Consider the following 22,996-nt stretch of genomic DNA (forward strand, 5'->3'; position numbering starts at 1 on the left):
CCCTCTCCTGTGACCATGCGTACGATCGCGGCCGAAGCCGGGGTCCACGTATCGACGGTCTCGCGCGTCCTGCGGCGCAACGTCAGCCCGGACGAGGAGGCCGAACTGTCCGACGGGGCCCGGAAGGTCCGCGAGGTGGCCCGGCGGCTCGGCTACGTACCGGATCCGTACGCGTCGGGCCTGCGCAGCGGCCGGTCCAAGGTCCTGGGCGTGCTCGTCCCCCGGCTGTCCGACGTCACGCTGGCCAACATGTACGAGGGCATCGAGGAGAAGGTGAGCACGCTCGGCTACCAGAGCGTGGTGGCCACCACCCGGGACGAGTCGGATCGGCAACGCCGCTGGCTGACCATGATGATCAACCGCCGGGTGGACGCGCTGATCGTGGCGGACGCCTCGCTGGACGGCGGCTACGTGGACGAGCTCGCCAAGCTGGACCTGCCGTTCTTGCTGGTGAGCCGCCGCTACGGGGATCACGTCTCGGTGACGTGCGATGACGAGCTCGGCGGCTATTTCGTGGGCACCCACCTGGCCGACCTCGGACACGAGACGATCGCCATCGTCGGCGGCCTGCCGTACGCGAGCACCGCGCGGGACCGCGTCGCCGGCACGCTGGAGGCGCTCACCGAGCGGGGCTACGACGTTCCCGCCGAACGGATCAGGCTGACCGGGGTGACCGGGCCCGACGGCAGGGCCGCCACGGACGAACTGCTGGAGTCGAGCCCGCGCCCCACCGCGATCTTCGCTCTCAACGACTGGGCGGCCATCGGTGTGATGGGCGCGTTGCGCGACCATGGACTGACCCCGGGCACCGACGTCGCCGTGGTGGGTTTCAACGACATCTCGGCCTCGGCCGACCTGCCCATTCCGCTGACCACGGTGCGCACCCCGATCCACCGCATGGGCGAGACCGCCGGCCAGCTGATCATCGATCGTCTTGAGGGCCGTGCGATCAGCTCGGTACGGCTCCAGCCGCGGCTGGTGGTCCGCCAGTCCAGCGACCCCCGCATGGCCAAGCTGATCCAGCGGAAAACCGCACGTTGACGATGGACCGGCGCTAGGCCGGCGACACGCCGACGCTCGGCGCCAGCGACAGGCGCTCACCTGGCCAAGGGCTGGACCGGCCGCGTCCGGCCGCTCGGCATGATCGACCAATCGTCCGGCACGCTCGGCCGACGTATCCGTTGCCGCATGCCTCTTGACCCTTGCAAACGTTTGTGTGAATTTAGGGAAACGATTGCACGCGTGCGCAGGGAACCTTGCGAGGCCATGAGCCGCGCACGAGCGGAAGGCACGGGCAGCGATGGCGAACATCGACCACCAGACCGACCACCACCACCGGACCAGGCGGCGGACGAGCGACGGATCCGCACGGAGGGTCGCGGCGGCCGCCACGGTCGGCACCGGCCTGGAGTACTACGACTTCTTCCTCTACGGCACGGCGGCGGCGCTGGTCTTCGGGGACCTGTTCTTTCCCGCGGTGTCCTCGACCACGGCCACGCTCGCCTCGTTCGCCACGTTCGCCGTCGGGTTCGGCGCCCGTCCGCTCGGCGCGCTGGTGTTCGGCCATGTCGGCGACCGGCTCGGCCGCAAGGTGACCCTGCTGGTCACGCTCCTGATGATGGGGGCGGCGACCTTCCTCATCGGGCTGCTGCCCACCTACGAGTCGATCGGACTGTGGGCACCGGCCATGCTCGTGCTCCTGCGCTTCCTGCAGGGGATAGGGCTCGGCGGCGAGGCGGCGGCGGCACAGCTGATCAGTGTCGAGCACGCCCCTCCCGGCAGGCGCGGCTTCTACGGCTCCTGGCCCAACATGGCCTCGCCGATCGGTTCCGCGACGTCGACCGGTCTGGTGCTGCTGATCAACCTCGTCCTGACGAAGGAGCAGTTCCTGTCGTGGGGCTGGCGCATCCCCTTCCTGCTGAGCCTCGCCGTCGTCGCGGTCGGGCTGTTCATCCGGCTGCGCGTCGCCGAGTCGCCCGTGTTCCGGCAGCTGAAGGAGTCGCGGTCCCACGCCGCGTTCCCGCTGGTGGAGCTGATCCGCACCCACCCGCGCGCGCTGCTGCTGGCCACCGGCATGTGGTTCGGCGCGTCCATCGGCTTCTACCTGAACGCCGTCTACATCCTGACCTTCGCGACCGGGTCCGCCGGGGTCGGCCTGACCACCATGCTGGTCGTGCTCGTGATCGCCAGCGTGCTCTCCATCGGCTTCCCGCCAGCGGCGGGGGCGCTCAGCGACCGGTTCGGCCGCCGCGCGGTGCTGATCGGCTGCTGCCTCGTCAGCATGGTCGTGGCCGTCCCCTACTTCCCGCTGGTCGGCACGGGTTCGCCGGTCGTCATCCTGACGGTGCTCGTGGTCTTCAACGCGGGGCTGCTCGGCGTCGCGGGCGTCCAGCCCGCGCTTTTCGGGGAGCTGTTCGGTCCGAGGGTGCGGCTCTCCGGGGTCTCCGTCTCCTACACGGCCGCGACGCTGCTCGGCGGCGGCCTGGCGCCCTTCGTCGCGACGGCGCTGGTCGCGGCGACGGCGGGCCGTACCTGGGCGGTGAGCGCCTACCTCGTCGCCGCCCTGGTGATGTCGACGGTCGTCGCCTGGTTCGCCGAGGAGACTCGCGGGACCGACCTCATGGCCGGGAAGGCCGGGGCGTCCAAGGCGGGCGCGTCCGGGGCCGGCGCGTCCGGGGCCACCGCGTCACTCTGACGAGGCCCGCGGGACGGCGACCAGCTTCCGGAACGCCTGGCAGGTCTCCAGCGAGTCGTCGAGCGGGCAGTCGAGCAGGTGACTCAGATAGTCCTTCGCCTGGCGCAGCTCGGCCAGCCGGACGTCGATCGCGTCCAGCTGGTCGAGCACCGTCTCCCGCCAGTCGTGTGCGGCGGTGCGGCCCGCCAGGATCGTCGCGATCTGCTCGATGGTCATCTGGGCGGTCTCCCGCCACAGCCGGATCAGCGCGATCCGGTAGAGCTGGTCGCGGTCGTAGTACCGCCAACGGTGGCGCCGGTGCGGTGTGATCAGCCCGCACCGCTCCCAGTAATGCAGCGTCGACATCGGCAGATCGAAGCGCGCTGCGACGTCGCCGATGGGGATCAATGCGTCCATGCACGCATTGCACCTTGCCCGGGACGGGTCTTGCAAGCCCGGCACCGAGAGTGTGCAGCGTAGTTGCGCCACTGAATCAGATGTGTTGCAATCAAAGCGCAACAAGTTGCACATGCAGGGCGAGGCGAGGAGGGACCGTGCTGGCGGCCGATTGGCGAGACGAGATACCGGAGACGATGGCCGCGCTCTCAGCGGCGCAGTACGCGCTCCTTGAGTCCACTATGGCGCTGGGTGGCAGGAGGTACGGATCGACCGGCTATGGCGACCGCTCAAGGGTCATCGACGCCGCGACGCTGGAGCTCTCCCGCGGCAAGTGGCTGTTCAACCGGGCCACGGGGGAATGCGCCGACTTCGCCGCGCGGACCTCGTCCCCCGCCGACCTGATCGCCGCCCGCGACCACCTGGGCAAGGCGATCGCGCTCGCGGACGCGAGCCGCGCCCCGGACGCGGCGGTGCTGGCCACCGCGATCGGCATGCGCAGGAAGCTCACCAGGCCGGGCACCGAGATCCGGTACTACCACGGGACGCCCATCGTGCCGTCGATCTGCCCGATCGTCGTGTTGCGAGGAAGCTCGCAACGCATGGGCGCACAGTACGTGCAACAGTGCGTGGAGATCTTCGGCCGGTTCGTGTTCGAGCATGTCGCCGCGCGCCCGATCTCCGCGGAGACCCGGGACGTCCTGCGCTCCTGGGAGGCGCAGCTGCGCGAGCACGCACCGGAGGTGCCCGCGATGTGCGAAGGAATGGCCGAGGCCGCGCGGCGGCTCGGCATCCCGCTCGGCTACGAGCACGCCATCTCGATCTGGACCGACCTGCTCCCGCCGGCCCGGGAACCCCTGACGATCGGGGTGCTGGACGCCGAAGGAGGCGACCGGCTCGGCGGATATTTCGGCCGGGTGCGCCTGCCCACCGGCGAGGTGTCCGAGGCGGGGACCTGCTCGGGCGCCGCCGCCTGGGGCACGGCGACCAAGGACGGACGGGCCTGCTTCGCCGCCTCGACCGATCACGACTGCACCTTTCAGACGACGATCGTCGCCTACCCCGACGACGGGAACGCCTTCGTGTACACCCCGTTCTCCGTCAACGGGTCGATTCCCGGGCTCGGCCGGTTCGGCCTGTCCGGCCATCCCGGGCTCAACTCGTCGGGCGTGGCGTACGTCCACCACGGCGGCTACGAGAGCTGCGCCGAGCCGCGCGAGCTGTGGGGATACGGCGTGCCGCGGGGCGCGACGACGGTGCACGTCCTCCGCTACGCCGACACCGCCCGCCAGGCGCTGGAGATGGAACTGTCGTTCCCGGTCGGGGACGCGGGCCGCGTCCTCGGCTCCGCGAGCGGGTTCTACATCGACGACACCTACGGGTACGTGCTCGAAGACCGGACGCCCGGCAGACCGGTCGTCCGCGAGCACACGACGGGCTCCGGCGGCGAGCGGCACGACCTCCTGTACGCCACCAACAATCTCCTCAGCCCGGAACTGGGCCACGCCTTCTGCCCGCCGCCGGAGGGCTACGAGTTCGCCGTCGACGCCGGCTGGCACACGACGAGCCCGCAGGCGCCAGGGGACGCGCCGCCTGGCGTCATCACCCGCCAGATGTGCACGGCGTCGAGCTCCGCGCGCAACCGGTACCTGTACCGTCACCTGCTCGACCAGGACGGCGACATCACCCGGGCCTCGCTGGACGGCCTGTTCCGGACCGGGCCGCGATTCACGGTCACCGGATGGGACCGCGATCGCGGCCGCCGGCCACGGGGAACGCTGGACGAGGCGTCGGTGGGCGGCCGGCACAACGCGTTCGTCGCCACGGGAACCCCGTCGACCGGCCGCTACACCGGGGCCGTCGGAATGATCGCGCCACGCGACAGCGCCGCCAACGGCCCGACCCACGGATACGTCTACTACGACGAGACCGGCACGCACTGGGACATCCGGCTCGGTGAGAGCGCGGAGTCCCTGCTCGCCGACGCGCGGGCGACCGCCGAGCGCGTGACGGCCCGCGCCGCCCGCCTGCTGGAGCGTGCCGGCGCCCCGGTCGACACCGGTTCCCTGGGCGAGCTGCTGGACGCCGCCCGCGCGGAGATCGCGTCGGCCACCGCCGCCACACCCGGGCGCGCGTCCGGTCCGGGGACCGATGAAGACGTCGCGGCGCTCGCCCGCGCCTGCCGCGCCTTCACTCGTGCGCAGGTCCGCGCCCGGCAGGTCATCGAGGCGTTCGGCACGGTCGAGGCGTTCGGCGCGGGAGCCTCGGATGAGTGAGCACCCGATTCCGCCCGGCACCCGGGTGCTGGTGCGCTACACCTTGCTCGCACCGGAGGAACGCGCCCCGAACCTGCCCGCGGACACCCGTGCGGTGCCGTATGTCGTGCGCACCAAGGGGATCCTGCTGGCCGCGGCGCACCCCGGAGAACAGGTGCTGGTCCGCACGCCGACGGGACGCGAGGTGGCCGGCGAGCTGGTCCTGCCCGACCCCGCCGACGAGCACGGCTTCGGCCGGGCGCATCCGGCGCTCGTCCACGTCATCGACGAGATCGGCAAGCTGCGGTGGCGGGGGGAAACGCGATGAAGACCGACTACGCCTCCGTCATGGCCCGCAGGGACGAGATCCTGCTCGCCTCGACCGGCATCGACTACCGGGCCCTCGAACGCGGCCGGCTCGCCTTCGACACCGAAGGACTGATGGCCCACTCCGGACGCGACCTCGCCGCGACCCGAGCCGTCCAGCGGCGCGCCGGCGTCGGTGGCACACCGCTGCTGGAGCTGCGCAACCTGACTGAACTCGTGCGTTCGATGTCCGCGCCCGGCAAGGGGGCCAGGATCCTCGTCAAGGACGAGGCCGCGAACCCGTCGGGCAGTTTCAAGGACCGGCGGGCGGCGCCGTCCGCCCATCACGCCCGCGCCGCCGGCTATCCGGGACTGATCGCGGCGACCAGCGGCAACTACGGTGCCGCGGTCGCCGCCCAGGCCGCGGCCCACGGCCTCGGAGCGATCATCATCCAGGAGGCATTCGACAGCGGCGGCCGCGGTCAGCCGGAAATCCTGGAGAAGGGCCGCAAGTGCGAGGCCCTCGGCGCCGAAGTACTCCAGACCAGCGTCGGGCCCGAGCTCTTCTACATGCTGCTGCGCACGCTCGAAGAGACGGGCTACTTCAACGCGTCCCTGTACACGCCGTTGTCCATCGCAGGCATCGAAAGCCTCGGCGCCGAGATCGCCGAGCAGACCGTGGCCCTCACCGGCCGTCCGCCCGACGTCGTCCTCGCCACGCACGCCGGCGGCGGCATGGTGACGGGAACGGCACGCGGGCTGCGGGCGGCGGGAGCGACCGGAACCGAGGTCGTCGGGGTCAGCGTCGATCTGCGCGGCCTGCACATGGCCTCGGACCAGGACTTCAACCGCAAGTCGTTCACGACGGGCCACACCGGCTTCGCGATCCCGTTCACCAGCTGGCCCGACCGCGTCGACGTGCCGCGCAACGCCGCGCGTCCGTTGCGTTACCTGGACCGGTTCCTCCTCGTCACGCAGGGCGAGGTGTTCTACACGACGGAACTCCTCGCCCGGCTGGAGGGGCTCGAACGAGGACCGGCGGGCAACACCTCGCTGGCCGCGGCGCTGGTGGTGGCGCGCGAACTCGACCAAGAGCAGACGGTCGTGGTCAGCGAGACCGAGTACACCGGCGCGGGCAAGAACCCCACCGCCCAGCTCGCCTTCGCCGCGGGCAACGGGATCGACGTGCGGGTGGGCACCGCGGACGAGGACGAGCCGGGCCGCGTGATCAGCCTGCCGGCGCACCCAGGGCAGCTGACCGTCAGGGAGGTCGACCTCGCCGCGCTGCGGACGTCCTACCTGCGCAGGGCACTGGCCGGCAGCGACGGGCTCACCGACGTGGACGTCGAGTTCCTGTCGCGCGACAGCGGCTCGTCCGAAGCGGCGGTTAGGGCGATGCTGGAGAGCACGTCATGACGGTGCCGATGACGGGCTCGGCCGACCTTCTGGAGCGCGAGCTGAAGGTCCTGTCCCCGGCGACGCGCATCGGGTTCTTCCCCGTCGTCGTGGACGGCGGGGCCGGAGCGTGGTTCACCGACCGCGAGGGGCGCCGCTTCCTCGACTTCCATTCGATGGCGTGCGTGGTCAACACGGGGCATGGCCATCCCCGGGTCGTCCGGGCCATCCAGGAGCAGGCGGGACGGCTCGTCCACACGAACTCGGCGTACGCCAGCCACGAGGGGCTGGTGCTGCTGGCGGAGCGGCTCGCGGACCTGGCGCCGGGCGACGCCCCGCGCCGGGTGGCGTTCGGCCTGTCCGGCAGCGACGCCAACGACGGCGCGCTGAAGCTCGCGCGCGCGGCGACCGGCCGCCCGCGGGTCATCGCGTTCCGGCACGCCTACCACGGAAACACCTACGGCGCGCTGAGCCTCTCGGCGGTGAGCCTGGCGATGCGCCGGGGCTTCGGCCCCGAGGTGCCGGGCGTCCACCACGTCGACTTCCCCGACGTCTACCGGATGCCGGGCCCGGCCGACGCGGTCGCCGACCGCTGCCTCGCGCAGCTGCGCGACCTGCTGGCCGCCTCGGTCCCGGTCGAAGAGGTCGCGGCCGTGTTCGTCGAGCCGATCCAGGGCGACGCCGGCATCGTCGTGCCACCGCGGCGCTTTCTTGACGGTCTCGCCGGGCTGTGCCGCGACAACGGCATCCTTCTCGTGGCCGAGGAGGTCCAGACCGGGGCCGGCCGGACGGGACGCTGGTTCGCCAGCGAACTGTTCGGGCTGGAACCCGACATCCTGGTCGCCGGCAAGGCACTGGGGTCGGGCCTGCCGGTGTCCGCCGTGATCGCCGACGCGCGGCTGATGGCGTCCTGGTCCGCGCCCGGTCACGTGTTCAGCACCGCGGCCAACCCGGTGTGCGCCGCCGCCGCGCTCGCGACGCTCGATGTGATCGACGAGGAGGGGCTGACGGCGAACGCCGCCGCGATGGGCGAACGGCTCCGCGCCGGCCTGGCCGAGCTCGCCGCCCGCCACCCGGCGATCGGCGACGTCCGGGGTGCCGGCCTGATGTACGGCCTCGACCTGGTGACCGACCCCGTCACCCGGCGGCGGTCCAGGCGGCTGGCCGCGGCGGTCTCGGCGGCGTGCTTCTCCCGCGGGCTCTACGTCACCTTCCTGCGCGGATCGGTCCTGCGGCTGGCGCCGCCCCTCGTCATCGACGCCGGCGAGATCGATCTGGCCCTCGACATCCTCGACGCCTCCCTGGCCGACGCCGTGCAGGGCCGGGTCCCCGAAGCGCACATCAGCGCGGTCGTCGGCTGGTAGCCGGCGGCAGACCGAAAGGAAAGCCATGCACACGCGAGTCACAGCCGGTCAGCGACGTCCCACGGTGGAGAAGCGTGAGCTGCGCCAGATCCTTGGCCGGTTCGCCAGCGGCGTGGTCGTCGTCACCGGGCTGGCGGAGGGGGAGCCGGCAGGGTTCACCTGCCAGTCGTTCTCCTCGCTCTCCCTCGATCCCGCGCTGGTCGTCTTCTGCCCGTCGAAGACGTCGCGGACCTGGCCCGGGCTCTCCAGGTCGGGCACGTTCTGCGTCAACATCCTGGGCGAGGGGCAACGCGACGTCAGCGACACCTTCGCGCGCCAGGGCGTGGACAGGTTCGACCGCGTCTGCTGGTCGTCGGGCCGTCGCGGCAATCCGCGGCTGGCGGGCGCCCTGGCCCACATCGAATGCGATCTGCGCGCGGAGCACGACGGCGGCGATCACCACATCGTGCTCGGCGAAGTCCAGGACCTCGTCGTCGGTCAGGCGGACTCGCCCCTGATCTATTTCCGCGGCCGGTACGCCGGTATCCGCGCCTGACCCGTCCAACCCCGTCCGAAGGGAAACGCACATGTCCGCTGTGGAACAAATGATCAACGAGGTCCGGCGGCTCGCTCCGCTGCTGGAGTCGGAGGCGCCGGCCGCCGAGGCCGCCGGCCAGGTGACCGGCCGGGCGATCGACGCGCTCCGCGAGGCCGGAGTGCTCGGCATGCTCGCCCCGCAGGAGTGCGGCGGCCTCGACCTCGGCCCGGTGGACGCGCTACGGGTGTTCGCGGAACTGTCGCGGGCGGACGGATCCGCGGCGTGGGTGGTGGCCGCGAGCACGATCACCGCCAAGATCCTCCACCTGCTCGACGCCGGGACGGTCAAGCGCTTCTACGCCGACGGGATACCGATCATGGCGGGCCAGATCGCGCCCTTCGGCACCGCGGTCCCCGTGCCGGGCGGGTACCGGATCTCGGGACAGTGGTCCTACGGCAGCGGCATCCTGCACGCCGACTACGTGTGCACGGCCGCCATGGTCGACGACGGCGGCGACCGCGACGGCGACGGCGACGGTGGCCCCGACGGCGCTTCGCGGATGATCGAGTTCATCGTCCCGATCGAGGTGGTGAAGCTCGGCGGCAACTGGGACGTCCTCGGGCTGAAGGGCACCGGCAGCGTCGACTACGCGCTCGATGACGTGTTCGTGCCGGACGAGCACATCATGGAGAACTTCAAGACCGCCGAGCCGAAATGGGGCGGCAGGAGCGCTCTCATCGGGCTCACCGGATGGTTCACGTTCGCGCACACCGGATGGGCGCTCGGGGTCGGCAGGCGTGCGCTCGACGAGATCGCGGCGCATGCGAAGCGGCCGTCCGGGCGGGGTACCCGGCTCGCCGACGACGGCTCGTTCAAGGAGGGGTACGCGATCGCCGAGGCCAAGCTGCGCAGCGCCCAGGCGTGGGCGTACGACGTGTGGGGCGAGATCGAGCGGAGCGTCGAGGCCGGCCGGCAGCCGACCACCCGGCAGCACACGCTGGCCCGGACCGCTTCGGTGCACCTGCACGACGTCGACGTCGAAGTGGCCGCCTTCGCCTTCCAGCAGGGCGGTGGCGCGGCCCTGCGGTCAGGGGCGTTGCAGCGGGCGTTCCGGGACGTCATGGCGGGCGGCCAGCACATCCAGGTTTCCCACCAGAAGTACCATGACTGCGCCCGTGACCTCCTAGGTGAGGCCGAGGGGCTGGTGTGGCGAGTCCATGAGCTCGGCTGACCGCGGACGCGATGACGACCGAACCCCGCCTGCCGGCGGACGCGATGACGACCGAACCCCGCCTGCCGGCGGACGCGATGACCACCGAACCCCGGCTGCCGGAGGGCACACGATGACGACCGGCCACCCGCGCACTGTGACCGATGCCGCCGCGGCGCTGCGGGCGGGCGAGGCGACCAGCGTCGGGCTGACCCGCGCCGCCATCGCGCTGGCGGACCGCGCCGACCAGGCCCTGGGCGTCTACGTGAACCGGTTCGACAACGGCGCCCTGGACGCCGCCGAACGCGCCGACCGGGAGCTAAAGGCAGGCCTGGACCGGGGGCCGTTGCACGGGATCCCGATCGGCGTCAAGGACACCATCGCGGTCGCCGAGGGCCCGACGACGGCGCAGAGCGTCGTGCTGGACCGTGCCTGGGGCGAGGGCCGGGACGCACCGGTGGTGGCCAGGCTGAAGGCGGCCGGCGCGGTGATCACCGGCAAGACGACGGCCATGGAGTTCGCCTGCGGCATGCCCGACCCGGCGAAGCCGTTCCCGGTCCCGCGCAACCCGTGGCGGCCCGACGCGTGGACCGGTGGGTCCAGCTCGGGGACGGCCGCCGGGGTGGCCGCCGGGATGTTCCTTGCCGGCCTGGGCTCCGACACAGGGGGCAGCATCCGGATGCCCGCCGCCTTCTGCGGCGTGACCGGGCTGATGCCGACGTTCGGCCTCGTCCCGAAATCGGGCTGCGTGCCCATGGCCCACAGCCTTGACCGGATCGGCCCGATGGCCCGCAGCGCACGGGACTGCGCGGCACTGCTGAACATCATGGCCGGTGCGCATCCGAGCGATCCGGACAGCGTGCGGTATCCGGCCCAGACCGACGTTCCCGCCGCGGACCTGTCCGGCGTTCGTGCGGACCTGTCCGACGTCCGTGTGGGCGTGGTCCGGGAGGGGCATTTCCCCGACGGCACCGATCCGGCCCTGGGCGATGCGTTCGACAAGGCGGTCGAGGTCCTCGCCGGTCTGGGCGCGAGCGTCCGCACGGTGACGTTGCCCTACCGGCAGGAGATGATCACGACCCTCTACGTCGTCTCGTCCTGCGAGGCACTGGCCTACCATCGCGGCGACCTGGCCCTTCGCTGGGACGACTACGCCCCGCACACGCGCCGGCTGATCGCCACGGGGGCCATGATGTCCGGCGCCGACTACGTTCAGGCGCAGCGGGTTCGCCGCGTGGGCCAGGACGCCGTCCAGCGGCTGTTCGGCGAGGTCGACGTGATCGCCTGCCCGACGGCCTCGGTCGGCGCACCGTCGTTCGACTCGCTTGCCGGCGACGACGGACACCTGCGCACGGACGCGCTCTATCCGATGATCCACACGCCGTACTGGAGCGGTCTGGGCAACCCGGTGCTCGCGGTACCGATCGGGCTGACCGCCGCCGGCCTGCCGCTGTCCATGCAGCTCGCCGGTCCCGCGTTCGGCGAAGCGGCCGTTCTCCGGGCCGGTGACGCCTTCCAGCGGCAAACGGACTGGCACCTGCGCGCGCCCGGACTCGACGACATCACCGAAAGGGTCGGCCATGATCGATGACGGCACACCACGAGAACGCATGCGCATGCTCCTGGCCGCGGCCGGGCTTCCCGCCTCGGACGACGAGATCGACGAGCTGGCCGCGGGCTACACGCAACTGCGGGCGGCGGTCGACGCGTTGAACGCGGTGCCCGCGGCCCGCTATGGCGAGCCCGCGCTCCGGTTCCGCGCATCCGCCGAGGTCGTCGACGATTGGGGGCTTGACCTCAACCGCGGTTGAAAAGGGATAGTCGTGGCTGAGCGCTCATCGGCGCCGGTCGGCCGGAGCCGGTGGCGAGCCTCATCGCCGTTCGCCGGCTGGCCGGTCGGCCCGCCGGCCCCGTTGGCGCAGCCTCGACGCCGGAGGTTCGAGACATCATGCGTGTGCTGTTCATATCGAACCCCCGGATCGGATCGGCCTTTCCGCTGGTGCCGCTCGCGTGGGCGATGCGGTCCGCCGGACACGACGTGCTCTTCGGCGCCGCGGGCGACGGGCTCGCGGTCGAACTGGCGGGTCTCGACGTCATCGACGTGCTACCGGGGGCGGGCGATCGGCGGATACGCGAGGCGCAGCGGCTCGCCGACCCGGAGTCCTTCGCGTCCCTGACCCTGCCGGGGGCCGAAAGGCCAACGGTGCCCTCGGACGGGTTCGTGCCGTGGGCGCTGCCGGAGTTCCTGGCCGTGGCGCACGCCTGGCGACCCGATCTGATCGTCTCCGACCCGGCGCAGACCGAGGGACTGCTCGTCGCCGCGGCGCTCGATGTTCCCATCGTGCTCCACGGCCGCGGCCTTCTGCGCACGGCCGGCATCCCGCGGGCGATCCGCCGGCTTTGCGGGGCTTTCGACGACAACGGATGGGATCTGCCCGAACACATCCGGCACATCGACGTCGCACCCGCCAGCATCCTGCTGAGCGAGCCGGACGGGTGGCCCATGCGGCCGGTTCCGTACAACGGAGGCGGAGTCCTCGCGGACTGGCCCCGCGAACCGTCCCGGCGGATCTTGCTGACGTTGGGCACCGCCCCCTTGGGCGCCCACGGGTCGGCCACGGTGAAGCGGATCCTCACCCTGGCCGGACGGGTCGACGCCGAGTTCGTGCTGGCGCTCGGAGATCAGGCTGCCGTGATACCGGACGCCTTGCCGCGCAACGTCCGTTCGGTGGGGTGGGTTGCGCTGAGCACGATCCTGCGGTCCTGCGCCGCCGTCGTCCACCACGGTGGCGCGGGCACGACCATGTGCGCCCTGGACGCGGGCGTCCCTCAGCTGGTCGTGCCGGACGGGACCGAGGCGGTCCTCCACGCCGACGCGGTGGTGAACCGTGGCTGCGGGCTGCGGCGCCGCCCGGACGAGCTGGACGAGGACGTTCTGACCTCGCTGACCGGTGCGGCGAAGTTCCGCGCGAACGCCGCCGAGGTGCGCGCGGAGCTGGCGGCCATGCCCGCCCCCGCGGACCTGGTGCCGCGTCTGGCCGAACTGGCCGGCACCCCGGCGGCGGCCCGATCCGCGTCGGTGGTGTCCCCTCCCCAGCCCGTCGCCTTTGGGCGTCTTGACGACCGCGGCTCCTTGTTGAGCTGACGGAAACGCTCGGTCATCACGCCGGATCCGGCAGGGACCGGCGTTGATCGCGCTGTGATCCGCGCCGCACTCCGTCGACACCGAATACGCGGCACTTGCACTCAACTCGAGTTGAGTTGCGAGGGTGGCTTCGTCGGCCCGGTGAGGGTGATGTGAACAGAGGGGCGGAACGTGATCAAGGAGATGAGCACGTGACCACGCCGTGCGACGAGACCGCCGCGCGGTCCGTCCAGTCCGACGACGAGGAGTTCGCGTGAGGACACAGGCCCGCTTGAAGACCACCGTGCCGAAAGCGCCGGACACCGGCTCACGGCGGCATGAGGCACTGGTGATGACGCTGGCCTGCGCGGGGTCGTTCGTCGTCATCCTGGACGCCACCATCATGTCGGTGGCGCTGCCCGACATTCGCGGCGCGCTGGGCTTCGCGCCGGCGACGCTGCCCTGGGTGATCAACGTCTACACGCTCACCTTCGCCGGATTCCTGCTGCTGGGCGGCCGGTGCGCGGACGTGTTCGGCCGCCGCGCGATGCTGCTCGCCGGGATGACGCTGTTCACCGCCGCGCGTGTGGCCGGCGGTCTGTCCGTCACGCCGGAGATGCTGCTGGCCGCGAGGGCGCTGCAGGGGGTCGGTGGGGCGTTGCTGATGCCGGTGACGCTGTCGCTGCTGACGGCGGCGTTCACCGATCCAGCCAGGCGCGCGCGGGCGCTCGGCACCTGGAGCGCGGTCGGGGCGCTCGGCGCCGCGTCGGGCCCGATCATCGGTGGTGTCCTCACCCAGTGGGCGGGCTGGAGGTGGGTGTTCTTCGTGACCGTCCCGGTCGGGCTGCTCACCCTTGCCGCCGCGCGCGGGCTGCCGCAGCATGGCCTGCACGGCCGTCGCCCCTCGCTGGACGCCGTCGGCGCCGCGCTGGCCACCACCGGGCTGACCGGCGTGGTGTTCGCGCTGATGCGCGCCGCCGTAGCAGGCTGGACGAGCCCGCAGGTCACGGGCCCACTGGCGGGCGGCCTCGCACTGCTGGGGCTTTTCCTGCTGCATCAGGCACGGTGGGCCACCGAACCATTGCTGTCTCCCGGCATCTTCCGGGTGCGCGCGGTCAGCAGCGGCAACGCGGTGATGTTCCTACTCGGCCTGGGCTTTTTCGCCAGCCCGATCCTCTTGTCGCTGTACCTGCAGGACGTGCACGGCTGGTCGCCGCTGCGCGCCGGGCTGGGATATCTGCCGGTCGGGATCGCCATGTTCGCGGGCGCTCAAGCCGCGGGACCGCTGACGGTACGGTTCGGCCCGCGCCGCGCGACCGTGGTGTGCTGCCTGGTTGGCGCGGCCGGGTTCGCCGGGGTCGCGGCGTTCCTGGGCGTGCACGGCTCGTACCCGCTGACGGTGGCGCTGTCGGGCGGAGTGTTCGGATTCGGGACGGCCGCGGCGTTCACTCCGATCACGGTGGCCGCCACCAGCGGCGTCCCGCCCGAGCAGCACGGCCTGGCCGCGGGTGTGCTGAACACCGTCCGTCAGACGAGCGGCGCGATCGGGCTCGCCGTCATCAGCACGGTTTCGGCCTCGGCGACGGCCGGTTGGGCCGCCGCGCACCCAGGCCGGGCCGCTCCTGCCGCACTGGCCCACGGCCACACCATCGCCTTCCTCATCTCCGCCGGCTGCGTGGCCGCCGCCGCCCTGCTGGCGCTCCTGACCATGCCCCGCTCCAGTTGACCATCCAGGACACGACGCCACGTTTGGGTGGTGTGGGCGGGGGTCGGCTGATCCTGGAAGGCCTGGTGTGGTGGCGGGAGACAGTCGTGGCTGGGATGTCGTTGGAATTATGGCGCGCTCATACCGCCGTCCGGGCAGAAGCCGGACCCGAGGTGTTCGGTTAAGCGGGCCCGTACGGCATGTTGGATCTGATGGGCGCAGCGTGCGTACGTCTCAGGAGAGCGGCCGGAGGGATATCGGGGACGTCGCCGGTCTCGTCCAGGCGGAAGGTGCGTCCGCCCAGGTCGAGCATGAGCGCTAGCAGAGCGTCGCGTTGGGTCTGGTCATGCAGTAGATGGTGGTGCTCGTCCGGCACAGCTTTGGACTGACCGGGCGGGCGCGGTGTCGGCCCGCGCCGCGCCTCCCCGGCGACCCAGGGACGGCCACCTGCCTCTGGCTCGGACAGGCTCGAAGATGGACGGGCGCCGCCCCCGCACCGGCCCCCGGGAAGGACCCCTGCCGCGATGACCACGCCGCCGCCCGCTCAGCGCTGGGCGCACACCTTCGTCACGCACCACGGCCCAGAGGACGTCAACCAAATGCTGGCCCGCTACTCCGCCGACGGCTGGGAACTTGTCAGCCACGCCGGCCTCGTCACCGGCGGGCTGAACTACACCTCGTCCACGCTCACCTTCACCTTCAAGCGGCCAGACGACGGCATGACCGCCCTCGGCCCGGGAGCGCAGGCCCCATGGGCGCGACGTTGACCTGTTGACCTGATCTACGCGCTGCCCCGCACCGGCCCGGCGACCGCCTGGCCCGTCGTGGCGGCCGGGCGCCCGCCCGCCGACCATGGCAGGGCGACTGTCGTCCCCGTCAAGCGGTGAGGTCGGCCACCACGAGGGACACTCCCTTAGTACTCATGTGGATCGTAGGGGTTGGGATGTCAGAGTAGGTTGGCCCTTATCCAATTTTCTATTCATGATCGGACCATTGCGTGACGCAACTATAGGATCTCCGGACTCGGGCTAGGCATTCGGCCGGGTCTGGAAGTTGGCGAGTTTGATGGGCGAGTTGTTCTCTCCATTTTTGATCACCAGGTGGGTGATCGAACATGTGGGGAGCCACTCGCACGCCTGTGGCGGCAGCAGCCAAGTCAGCTGCTTGCTTATTGATCGCTCCCTGCCTTGCGAGGGCGTCCAGATCGTACAGGTCTCGTTCGGCGCGCCGGTCTGCCCAGGCGATGGTCTTCATGGCAACGAATGCGGGCAGGGTCGGTACCCGAAGTGTGGTGGCGGGGACGTCCGTATAGCGGACGTCGATGGGGCGGGTTTCGGCGGGCCAGTTGAACCTGTGCTCGGCTGAGAGCAGTTGGATGCGTACTTGGAGGCCGTCTCGGGTCTGGAGAAGAGCCGGCTCGATGTCCCGTAGTCCAACCGGCTGCACTGCCCAGTCTGTGGCGGGGAATTCGCGGCGGAGAGCGCGCGGCAGTTCACGTTGCACGATTGCTGCTGTGGTTGCGCGATTGGGACAGCTGAGATCGATGTCTTCTGACAGACGACCGTTGAGGAGGTATGTGCGGGCGAGGGCTGTTCCGCCGAAGAACAGTAGTTGGTCGGCTTGAATGTTGGCCAGTGCGTGCAATATGTGGCTGATGAGGTGATCGCGCCTGACCTGATCATCGTCGACACCGAACTCGGCCGCGACGTCAGCGAGTTCGTCCGGGTCAAGCATGCTGGCCTCGGCCGCTGAGTTCACGGGCTGTGTCGTAGGCACGCCGCTTGCGCTGGCCCCTGGCTAGTTCAGCGACCCGTTCCCAGTCCGCTCGCACCGCAAGGGCTCGGATCGCCTCGGCGGCCGACTGTTCCGTCAGTCCGCCCAGTGTTGGACGGGCGGCCACGTCGAGCAGTGTCTGCTCTACGGTCGTCACCCAGCCGACGGCGAGTTCAGTCTCGAATCTTTCCACGTCGAGCCGATCTACCCGCCGCCGTACGAACACGATCTGACCTATGTCAACCTGCAAGGCAGGCCGCTGCCGGGGTATGGCGACCACCGCGACAGCGACGGCGCGGGGTAGTGCGCCGTGATGGCGGGCCGCGCTTGTCCCCATTAGCGCCACGTCATCCATTCCATAGTCAGCTATCGCCACCCCTAGCGCCGCGGAGTGCAGATCAGGTCGCCACCGCACATCCCCTAGCCGTCGTTGCGGCACCACCATGTAGTAGCCGCTCGCCAGGGAGCGCAACGCTCCGCGGCGAGCCAGCCGGGCCAACTCAGGACGCGGATGAGCGTAGACATCGGCGGCATCCCGCGGGCGGAGGACGGCATTACGGCGCCGAGCAAGCTTCGGCGGCACCCCCACCGTCGTTTCCGCCATGACATCACCTCCAACGGAGCACTTACCCACTCATCGGTGGTCAGAGTATAACCAGCGTAGGCCGGTACCCTACGTTGGTCATAGTGACGAGGGGTGGAATGAAGCGCACCGGACCTGGTCTCCCGCCTCGCAGTAGGCGGACGGCGATCTCTGGGCTTCCTCAGATCTCGGGTCAAGAGTCTCAGCTTCGCAAAACCGACGACGAAACCGGTTACGTGGTCAGTGGGAGGTGGGGGTGTGGCCAGGATGTGCCCTAGGACACCGTCGCCCGGCCGGCCCGGTCGTTGCCTTGTCGAGGGGCGATGCATCCTGGACGTACATGGTTGGGAGGTGGTGCGCGGGGTTGGGAGGTTGTGATGGTCAGGTTTGCGTTTTTGGGGCGGGTGTCGACGGAGGATCTTCAGGATCCGGTGGAGTCGCGGCGGTGGCAGCTGTCGCGTGCTGAGGGGCTGGTCGCCGGTCGCGGGCGGATCGTGGCGGAGTTCTTCGACGTGGGGCAGTCTCGGGTGGTGGCGTGGCAGCGGCGGCCGGAGTCGGGGCGGTTGCTGGAGGCGCTTGAGGATCCCGATCGCGGGTTTGATGCCGTGGTGGTCGGTGAGCCGCAGCGGGTCTTTTACGACAATCAGTTCGGGTTGGTCTTTCCGCTGTTCGTCCACTTCCGGGTGGGGTTGTGGGTTCCGGCGGTCGGGGGTGCGCTCGATCCGGACTCTGAGGCGCACTGTTTGATCATGTCGGTGTATGCGGGGATGTCCAAGGCTGAGCGGCGGCGCATCCAGGTCCGGGTCCGCGCGGCGATGTCGGCTCAGGCCGAGTTCGAGGGACGTTTCCTGGGCGGTCGGCCGCCTTATGGGTACCGGCTGGCTGATGCGGGCCCGCATCCTAACCCGGCGATGGCGGCGTTGGGGGCGCGGAGCCATCGGCTGGAACTCGACCCGCGGGCGGCGCCGATCGTGGAGCAGATCTTTGCCCTGCGTCTTGCGGGGTACGGCGCGCGGCGCATCGCCGGGGCGTTGGACGCTCACGGTGTTCCGTGTCCTTCGGCGCATGATCGTGCCCGTAACCGGCATCGGCGCGGAGCGGGCTGGACGGTGGGGACCGTGCTGGCGTTGCTGCGGAATCCGCGCTACACCGGGTTCGAGGTGTGGAACAAGCAGTCCAAGGCCGAGGTGCTCATCGACCCCCACAACGTCGGACTGGGCACGCGGACCGTGATGCGGTGGAACCCATACGAGGCATGGGTGGCTTCACACGAGCCGGCACATCCGGCGATCGTGAGCGTGGACGACTTCGAACATGCCCAGCGCACCCGCGCACTGCGCCAAGCGCGCCGGTCTTATCTTCTTCGTGGGCTGTTGTGCGTTGTGTGGTCGGCAGATGGAGGGTGCTTGGAACAACGGGCGCCAACTACCGCTGCCACCACCTCCGCGCTACCGGGACGGACCTGCCGCGCAGCGTCTTCGTCCGCGAAGACAAGATCGTGCCGCACCTGGCGGCACTCCTTCTCCGCTTCAAGACTGAATCGACGTCACATCGCTCTTGCGAAGACGCTGACATTCCTAGGGATGCGGCGGGCCAGGTGGCGATGTGTCGGGAGTTGGGGCTGACGTTGAGGTATGACCATCGCACCCAGTCGCTCACCGTTCGCAGCCACCAGGGGGAGATCGCCATCCGCCTGCTATGAGCCGAGAACGAATTGATACAGGATGGTGAATGCTTATGCAGGGAGCTTAATTCTGGGCAGTGGCGACATTCGCACTGCAAGCAAAAGACCCAGCTCGTGAGGGTTGCCTCGAAGCTGAGTCTTGGTAGAATTCTGTATAGTTTTGCGGAGCTATGCATGATCTTGTGTGTCCGAGGGGCAAGCGCAACCATTTGCACATACATCCGGTATTCCGGTTGGTGAACCGATCCGGATCATGCTCGGGCAATAACAAAGCGCGTTGTGCGAACAGCTTCACTATACCTCCGTGAGTGGCGTTTCGCCAGCTCAACTGGGCTGGTGTCGTATAGCCTGGCGACGCGTCCGGAGTCGGTTTTCGCTCAACGTCGGTGTCACCGCCCTGAGTACCCTCTGTGTCTATCACTGCGGTTCTGCGCAGGTTGTTCCCAGGTGCGGGCACGCAGAGCATCTACGCTGCGGGGACCGCGACCGTCACATGGGGACCTGGTGTGGAGGCGCGGGTGCGGTCGGCGAACCTGGTCCGAGCCCTTCGGCTCCCGGTGCCGGTGGCGTCGTCTCCGGTTGAGGGCGTGGGTCACGAAGGGCAGGAGCAGCGCCGAGAGACGGATCGTCGATGGCTTGGACCAGGTTGTGCCACAGGTTCCATTGGTCGGCGCGCCGGATCACGTCGGGTGCGCCGTTGCGGGCTCTTTCGGCGCAGGCGCCTGCACGGTCGCGACAGATCACCTCGATGCCGGGGTGGTCGGCGAGCCAGGTGGCCGGGGTCTGCTTGGCGGTCGGGCAGTCGATCGATCGGACGGTGGGCGTCCATGTCGATCAGCGCGGTGCCGCAGACGTGGCCGCGGCGGGGACGCGAAGTCGTCCACGCGCAAGACGCGGACCTGGCCGACTGGCGGGTCCGGAAGCGCCTAGACCAGGCGGATCAGCACGGACCTGCTTGTACTGAGTCCGATTAGCCCGCCCGCCGTGCGCCTCTCGGCCCGCCAAGGCCAGGCCAAGTGGTTCCAGCAGCCGGTGCAGCTACCCTGTGCAGCGGCCCGGCGGCCGTGCAGTCTGGTCACCACAGGCGCCTGCTCGGCGAACGTGCGCCGTTCACACGTGGTGTTATCGCGGAAGAACCGGCTCACTTCAGGATGATCAAGACCGGTTTGCCGCCCGCCATGAGGTGGCGCAGCCGACGACCGTAGCGGCTATGGCGCCGGGTGGCCGCTGCTCCGTACTGGTGGCAGACCGAGCTTGTGGTCTGGGTCCGCGTGGTGACCACGCCACCGTCCTGGTTTCGGTAACACCGTCGACCTGCACATCCTTCAGGTGCGGGGAGGTTCCCTGTCGGCGTGCGATTGGCGTCCGCCCAGGAATTCTGCCGCATGGGTGCGCCGCATCATCAAGATCTTGTTCATCCCGGAACTGGTCCCTACGAACGGTAGCGAGGTCATTGTGCTTCATGCCCGCATGGGCGGTTTTGGGCTTGGTGCGGTCTTCCCGGTGTCGCAGCAAACGGGCCTTTTGGTCGCATGGCCTTACTCCCGATCGTTGACGCTGGACTGTCTGAGCACCGGGGCTCCGTCGTCCAGGAACACGGCGCAGCATGACCACAGACGGCGCGTCCACCCGGGGAGGGCGTCGCCCGCTGCGGCCTCGACTCCAACGAAGCGGCTCTGGACCCGTACCGGCAGGACGATTTCCGGGCCGTCCTTGGGTCCGTTCCAGCGGAGGTCCAGGAGGCTCGCCGGCCATGCATTAGCATCGCCACAGACCTCGTCGCGGGCCACATCCTGTATGATTCTACCTATACCTAATTCTGCCAAGCAGGCTGCAATATTTGATAATTGCCTACATTGGTAACGGTGGACAGAGTTTGGTTAATGTACCTTACGTCTCCCTGTAGAAGATCTGTGGGTATGTGAGATGGCACCTTCTGTTGCGTACGGGTATGTATCTGTCGGACGTGCCCATGTCTTCGCAGAGCCGGGGGGTGAGATCATTGCGGCCAAGAAGAATGGAGAGCCCATTACGCTGCCCTTGGAGGTGGCGAAAGTAGCCGGGCCAGATGGTAAGCGCTACGTCGAGGTTTTTACACCACGGACAACGACCGGAATCGCTTATATGGAAGCGCGTGACATAACGCTCCTCACGTACGTGGAGCAGTCGGCGGACGAACTCAATTCGGATGTCTCGCGCGACATCTTCGTGATTCATGGCCGGGACGAGCTCGTTCGACGACAGTTTTTTGACTTCTTTCGGGCTCTCGGACTACGGCCGCAGGAATGGGAATATCTCGTTTCCGCCACGGGCAGTACGGCACCCGCTCTCGAACGAGTCGTCAGCGAGGCCCTGAAGCCGGGGAAAGCGCAGGCCGTCGTGGCGCTCCTCACGCCGGACGATGTGGTGCGGCTCCACCCGGGTCTGCACTCTCAGAATAAACGGGCACACGAGGTGGAGTTCACGCTCCAGCCTCGCCCCAACGTTCTGATCGAGCTGGGCATGGCGCTGAGTGCCTACCGTGACCGAACAATTCTGATCGAGTTCGGTCACCTGCGACCCATTACCGACCTGGAAGGTCTGAACTCCGTTCGGTTCAATGGAGGCACGGAGTCCATTTCTAAGATCGCCAGGCGGCTGAAGCTCGCGGGCTGCAAAGTCGATGACAGCGGCACCGACTGGCTGAGCACCGAGCGCTTCTCCGGACTGGACGCCTACAGTCGCACGGTCACTGATTAAAGGACGAAGCCAGCCCTCAAAGAACTTGATGAATGCCAGCAGTTTGTGAAGGTTGGCGCTGGCGCAGCTGCCGCGCCGCTATCGACACAGCCGCCGCACCTTGATCCGCACCGACACCGCTGGCGCCAGCGGGGGTACTGCCGCCCGGGGGCTGCTCGCGGCGGGTTGCGGCAGGCAGGAGGCCCGGGAGCAGCGTTGTGCCTGCCGAAAACTACGTCTGTGCAGGTGGGGTGTGTAGGGAGTGGGCTCCGGTGCGGGGCTTGATCAGTCGCGGGGACAGGCCGCGGCGAGGCGGTCGTGGCGAGATGATGAGCGGCTGTGCTGTTGCGGCTGGCCTGCTTGATGGTGACGAATACGTTCGCAGTGCTGCGTCTGCTTCCGGTGACCGATCGGGACAAGGACGCCGAGATCTTGGTGTTGCGGCATCAGATCGCTGTGCTGGAGCGCCGGTTGGGCGGGAGGAGGGTGCGGTTGACTGCGGCGGATCGGGCGCTGCTGGCGGCGTTGCTGCACCGGTTGCCTCTCGTGGCGTTGCGGCGGATGCGGTTGCTGGTGCGGCCGGACACGGTGCTGCGCTGGCACCGCGACCTGCTCGCTGGTCGGCACGCTGCCCGCTCGAAACCCAAGCGGCCGGGCCGCCCGCCGACCGTCCGCTCCAGTCGGCTGTTGGTACTTCGCCTGGTGCGGGAGAACCCGAGTTGGGGCTACTGGCGGGTGCTCGGCGAGTTGCTGGTGCTCGGCGTCAAGGTGGCCGCCTCCACCGTCTGGGAGATCCTCAAGGACGCCGGTGTCGATCCGGCACCCGAGCGTTCCACCCAGCACCTGGGCCGGGTTCCTGCGCTTCCAGTCCGAGGGGCTGCTGGCGTGTGACTTCCTGGAGACCGTGACCCTCACCGGCGCCCGCGTGTACGTGCTGGCGGTTATCGAGCACCGCACCCGCCGTGTCCGGTTTCTGGGCGCTACCGCTCACCCGACCGCCTTGTGGGTGACCCGGGCGGCGTGGAACCTGGTCATGGATCTGGAGGACGCGGGCTGCCGGGCACGGTTCCTGATCCGCGACCGGGACGGCAAGTTCCCGATTCTGTTCGACGCCGTCCTGGCCGATGCCGGCATCAGGGTGGTGCTGACCGGGGTGCGGATGCCCAGGATGAACGCGGTGATGGAGCGGTGGGTGCAGACCTGCCGCCGTGAACTCCTGGACCGCACGCTGGTCTGGAACCAGCGGCATCTGCTCCATGCCCTCCGCGAGTTCGAGACCTTCTACAACGCAC

The 22,996-nt window shown here is 69.5% G+C and carries 19 protein-coding genes and 1 pseudogene; 17 read left to right on the forward strand and 3 right to left on the reverse strand.

Annotation, left to right across the window (positions count from 1 at the left end; translation table 11 throughout):
• Window positions 1-15 precede the first annotated feature (15 nt).
• Together ACH34T_RS41115 and ACH34T_RS41120 are read left to right on the forward strand one after the other, a co-directional pair.
• Window positions 16-1,041: a LacI family DNA-binding transcriptional regulator gene (locus tag ACH34T_RS41115; RefSeq protein ID WP_396026432.1), complete on the forward strand. Its 1,026-nt coding sequence runs from the start codon at window positions 16-18 to the stop codon at window positions 1,039-1,041.
• Window positions 1,042-1,300: 259 nt separating this feature from the next.
• The gene (locus ACH34T_RS41120; protein ID WP_396026433.1) at window positions 1,301-2,695 is read left to right on the forward strand and encodes an MFS transporter; all 1,395 of its coding nucleotides are present in this window, start codon (window positions 1,301-1,303) and stop codon (window positions 2,693-2,695) included.
• Here the strand turns inward: ACH34T_RS41120 and ACH34T_RS41125 are convergent.
• Window positions 2,687-3,091, reverse strand: coding sequence for a MerR family transcriptional regulator (locus ACH34T_RS41125; protein WP_328361967.1), 405 nt, complete (start codon window positions 3,089-3,091; stop codon window positions 2,687-2,689). The two genes, ACH34T_RS41120 and ACH34T_RS41125, sit on opposite strands and share 9 nt — an antisense overlap.
• Window positions 3,092-3,228: 137 nt before the next feature.
• Here ACH34T_RS41125 and ACH34T_RS41130 point away from each other — a divergent pair, with 137 nt between their 5' ends.
• From ACH34T_RS41130 to ACH34T_RS41180, 11 genes are all read left to right on the forward strand, one after another.
• Complete coding sequence (locus ACH34T_RS41130) at window positions 3,229-5,346, forward strand: hypothetical protein (protein ID WP_396026434.1); 2,118 nt, start codon at window positions 3,229-3,231, stop codon at window positions 5,344-5,346.
• The gene (ortA, locus tag ACH34T_RS41135) at window positions 5,339-5,653 is read left to right on the forward strand and encodes a 2-amino-4-oxopentanoate thiolase subunit OrtA (protein WP_396026435.1); all 315 of its coding nucleotides are present in this window, start codon (window positions 5,339-5,341) and stop codon (window positions 5,651-5,653) included. The genes ACH34T_RS41130 and ortA overlap by 8 nt, the downstream gene beginning before the upstream one ends.
• On the forward strand, window positions 5,650-7,047 hold the full coding sequence (ortB, locus tag ACH34T_RS41140) for a 2-amino-4-oxopentanoate thiolase subunit OrtB (RefSeq protein WP_396026436.1): 1,398 nt from the start codon (window positions 5,650-5,652) through the stop codon (window positions 7,045-7,047). Before ortA ends, ortB begins: the two co-directional genes overlap by 4 nt.
• Window positions 7,044-8,390, forward strand: a complete 1,347-nt coding sequence (locus ACH34T_RS41145) for an aspartate aminotransferase family protein (protein WP_396026437.1) — start codon at window positions 7,044-7,046, stop codon at window positions 8,388-8,390. The genes ortB and ACH34T_RS41145 overlap by 4 nt, the downstream gene beginning before the upstream one ends.
• A gap of 25 nt (window positions 8,391-8,415) precedes the next feature.
• The gene (locus ACH34T_RS41150; RefSeq protein WP_396026438.1) at window positions 8,416-8,925 is read left to right on the forward strand and encodes a flavin reductase family protein; all 510 of its coding nucleotides are present in this window, start codon (window positions 8,416-8,418) and stop codon (window positions 8,923-8,925) included.
• Between the two features lie 31 nt (window positions 8,926-8,956).
• Entirely contained in the window at window positions 8,957-10,138 is a 1,182-nt protein-coding gene (locus ACH34T_RS41155; RefSeq protein WP_396026439.1) for an acyl-CoA dehydrogenase family protein, read from the forward strand.
• A gap of 112 nt (window positions 10,139-10,250) precedes the next feature.
• The gene (locus ACH34T_RS41160) at window positions 10,251-11,708 is read left to right on the forward strand and encodes an amidase (protein ID WP_396026440.1); all 1,458 of its coding nucleotides are present in this window, start codon (window positions 10,251-10,253) and stop codon (window positions 11,706-11,708) included.
• Window positions 11,698-11,928 carry a hypothetical protein gene (locus ACH34T_RS41165; protein ID WP_396026441.1) on the forward strand — a complete coding sequence of 77 codons (231 nt, stop codon included), beginning with the start codon at window positions 11,698-11,700 and terminating at the stop codon, window positions 11,926-11,928. Before ACH34T_RS41160 ends, ACH34T_RS41165 begins: the two co-directional genes overlap by 11 nt.
• A gap of 137 nt (window positions 11,929-12,065) precedes the next feature.
• Window positions 12,066-13,262 (forward strand): nucleotide disphospho-sugar-binding domain-containing protein, encoded by a 1,197-nt coding sequence (locus ACH34T_RS41170; RefSeq protein ID WP_396026442.1) that lies wholly within the window; start codon window positions 12,066-12,068, stop codon window positions 13,260-13,262.
• 253 nt (window positions 13,263-13,515) lie between these two features.
• Window positions 13,516-14,967 carry an MFS transporter gene (locus tag ACH34T_RS41175; protein ID WP_396026443.1) on the forward strand — a complete coding sequence of 484 codons (1,452 nt, stop codon included), beginning with the start codon at window positions 13,516-13,518 and terminating at the stop codon, window positions 14,965-14,967.
• A 503-nt stretch (window positions 14,968-15,470) separates the two neighbouring features.
• Window positions 15,471-15,713 carry a hypothetical protein gene (locus ACH34T_RS41180; RefSeq protein WP_396026444.1) on the forward strand — a complete coding sequence of 81 codons (243 nt, stop codon included), beginning with the start codon at window positions 15,471-15,473 and terminating at the stop codon, window positions 15,711-15,713.
• 208 nt (window positions 15,714-15,921) lie between these two features.
• Here the strand turns inward: ACH34T_RS41180 and ACH34T_RS41185 are convergent, their stop codons facing one another.
• Both ACH34T_RS41185 and ACH34T_RS41190 read right to left on the reverse strand, forming a co-directional pair.
• Window positions 15,922-16,704, reverse strand: a complete 783-nt coding sequence (locus ACH34T_RS41185; RefSeq protein ID WP_396026445.1) for a nucleotidyl transferase AbiEii/AbiGii toxin family protein — start codon at window positions 16,702-16,704, stop codon at window positions 15,922-15,924.
• Window positions 16,673-17,323 (reverse strand): type IV toxin-antitoxin system AbiEi family antitoxin, encoded by a 651-nt coding sequence (locus tag ACH34T_RS41190; RefSeq protein ID WP_396026446.1) that lies wholly within the window; start codon window positions 17,321-17,323, stop codon window positions 16,673-16,675. Before ACH34T_RS41190 ends, ACH34T_RS41185 begins: the two co-directional genes overlap by 32 nt.
• 356 nt (window positions 17,324-17,679) lie before the next feature.
• Here ACH34T_RS41190 and ACH34T_RS41195 point away from each other — a divergent pair, with 356 nt between their 5' ends.
• The 4 genes and pseudogenes from ACH34T_RS41195 to ACH34T_RS41210 all read left to right on the forward strand — a co-directional run.
• On the forward strand, window positions 17,680-18,927 hold the full coding sequence (locus tag ACH34T_RS41195) for a recombinase family protein (RefSeq protein WP_396026447.1): 1,248 nt from the start codon (window positions 17,680-17,682) through the stop codon (window positions 18,925-18,927).
• A 1,985-nt stretch (window positions 18,928-20,912) separates the two neighbouring features.
• Window positions 20,913-21,725, forward strand: a complete 813-nt coding sequence (locus ACH34T_RS41200) for a TIR domain-containing protein (RefSeq protein ID WP_396026448.1) — start codon at window positions 20,913-20,915, stop codon at window positions 21,723-21,725.
• 318 nt (window positions 21,726-22,043) lie between these two features.
• Window positions 22,044-22,595, forward strand: coding sequence for a hypothetical protein (locus ACH34T_RS41205; protein WP_396026449.1), 552 nt, complete (start codon window positions 22,044-22,046; stop codon window positions 22,593-22,595).
• Window positions 22,596-22,608: 13 nt separating this feature from the next.
• A pseudogene (locus ACH34T_RS41210) lies at window positions 22,609-22,996 on the forward strand (hypothetical protein); the annotation flags it as partial.

The organism is Actinomadura sp. 9N215 (genome assembly GCF_044326345.1).
Lineage (GTDB): Bacteria > Actinomycetota > Actinomycetes > Streptosporangiales > Streptosporangiaceae > Spirillospora.

What these genes read in the sequence shown, in the direction of transcription:
- ortA (WP_396026435.1), top strand. Translation starts at nt 5,339, where the DNA reads ATGAGTGAGCACCCGATTCCGCCCGGCACCCGGGTGCTGGTGCGCTAC.
- ACH34T_RS41190 (WP_396026446.1), bottom strand. Translation starts at nt 17,323, where the DNA reads ATGGCGGAAACGACGGTGGGGGTGCCGCCGAAGCTTGCTCGGCGCCGT.
- ACH34T_RS41165 (WP_396026441.1), top strand. Translation starts at nt 11,698, where the DNA reads ATGATCGATGACGGCACACCACGAGAACGCATGCGCATGCTCCTGGCC.
- ACH34T_RS41125 (WP_328361967.1), bottom strand. Translation starts at nt 3,091, where the DNA reads ATGGACGCATTGATCCCCATCGGCGACGTCGCAGCGCGCTTCGATCTG.
- ACH34T_RS41160 (WP_396026440.1), top strand. Translation starts at nt 10,251, where the DNA reads ATGACGACCGGCCACCCGCGCACTGTGACCGATGCCGCCGCGGCGCTG.
- ACH34T_RS41170 (WP_396026442.1), top strand. Translation starts at nt 12,066, where the DNA reads ATGCGTGTGCTGTTCATATCGAACCCCCGGATCGGATCGGCCTTTCCG.
- ACH34T_RS41145 (WP_396026437.1), top strand. Translation starts at nt 7,044, where the DNA reads ATGACGGTGCCGATGACGGGCTCGGCCGACCTTCTGGAGCGCGAGCTG.
- ACH34T_RS41115 (WP_396026432.1), top strand. Translation starts at nt 16, where the DNA reads ATGCGTACGATCGCGGCCGAAGCCGGGGTCCACGTATCGACGGTCTCG.
- ACH34T_RS41200 (WP_396026448.1), top strand. Translation starts at nt 20,913, where the DNA reads ATGGCACCTTCTGTTGCGTACGGGTATGTATCTGTCGGACGTGCCCAT.
- ACH34T_RS41120 (WP_396026433.1), top strand. Translation starts at nt 1,301, where the DNA reads ATGGCGAACATCGACCACCAGACCGACCACCACCACCGGACCAGGCGG.
- ortB (WP_396026436.1), top strand. Translation starts at nt 5,650, where the DNA reads ATGAAGACCGACTACGCCTCCGTCATGGCCCGCAGGGACGAGATCCTG.
- ACH34T_RS41150 (WP_396026438.1), top strand. Translation starts at nt 8,416, where the DNA reads ATGCACACGCGAGTCACAGCCGGTCAGCGACGTCCCACGGTGGAGAAG.
- ACH34T_RS41155 (WP_396026439.1), top strand. Translation starts at nt 8,957, where the DNA reads ATGTCCGCTGTGGAACAAATGATCAACGAGGTCCGGCGGCTCGCTCCG.
- ACH34T_RS41180 (WP_396026444.1), top strand. Translation starts at nt 15,471, where the DNA reads ATGACCACGCCGCCGCCCGCTCAGCGCTGGGCGCACACCTTCGTCACG.
- ACH34T_RS41195 (WP_396026447.1), top strand. Translation starts at nt 17,680, where the DNA reads ATGGTCAGGTTTGCGTTTTTGGGGCGGGTGTCGACGGAGGATCTTCAG.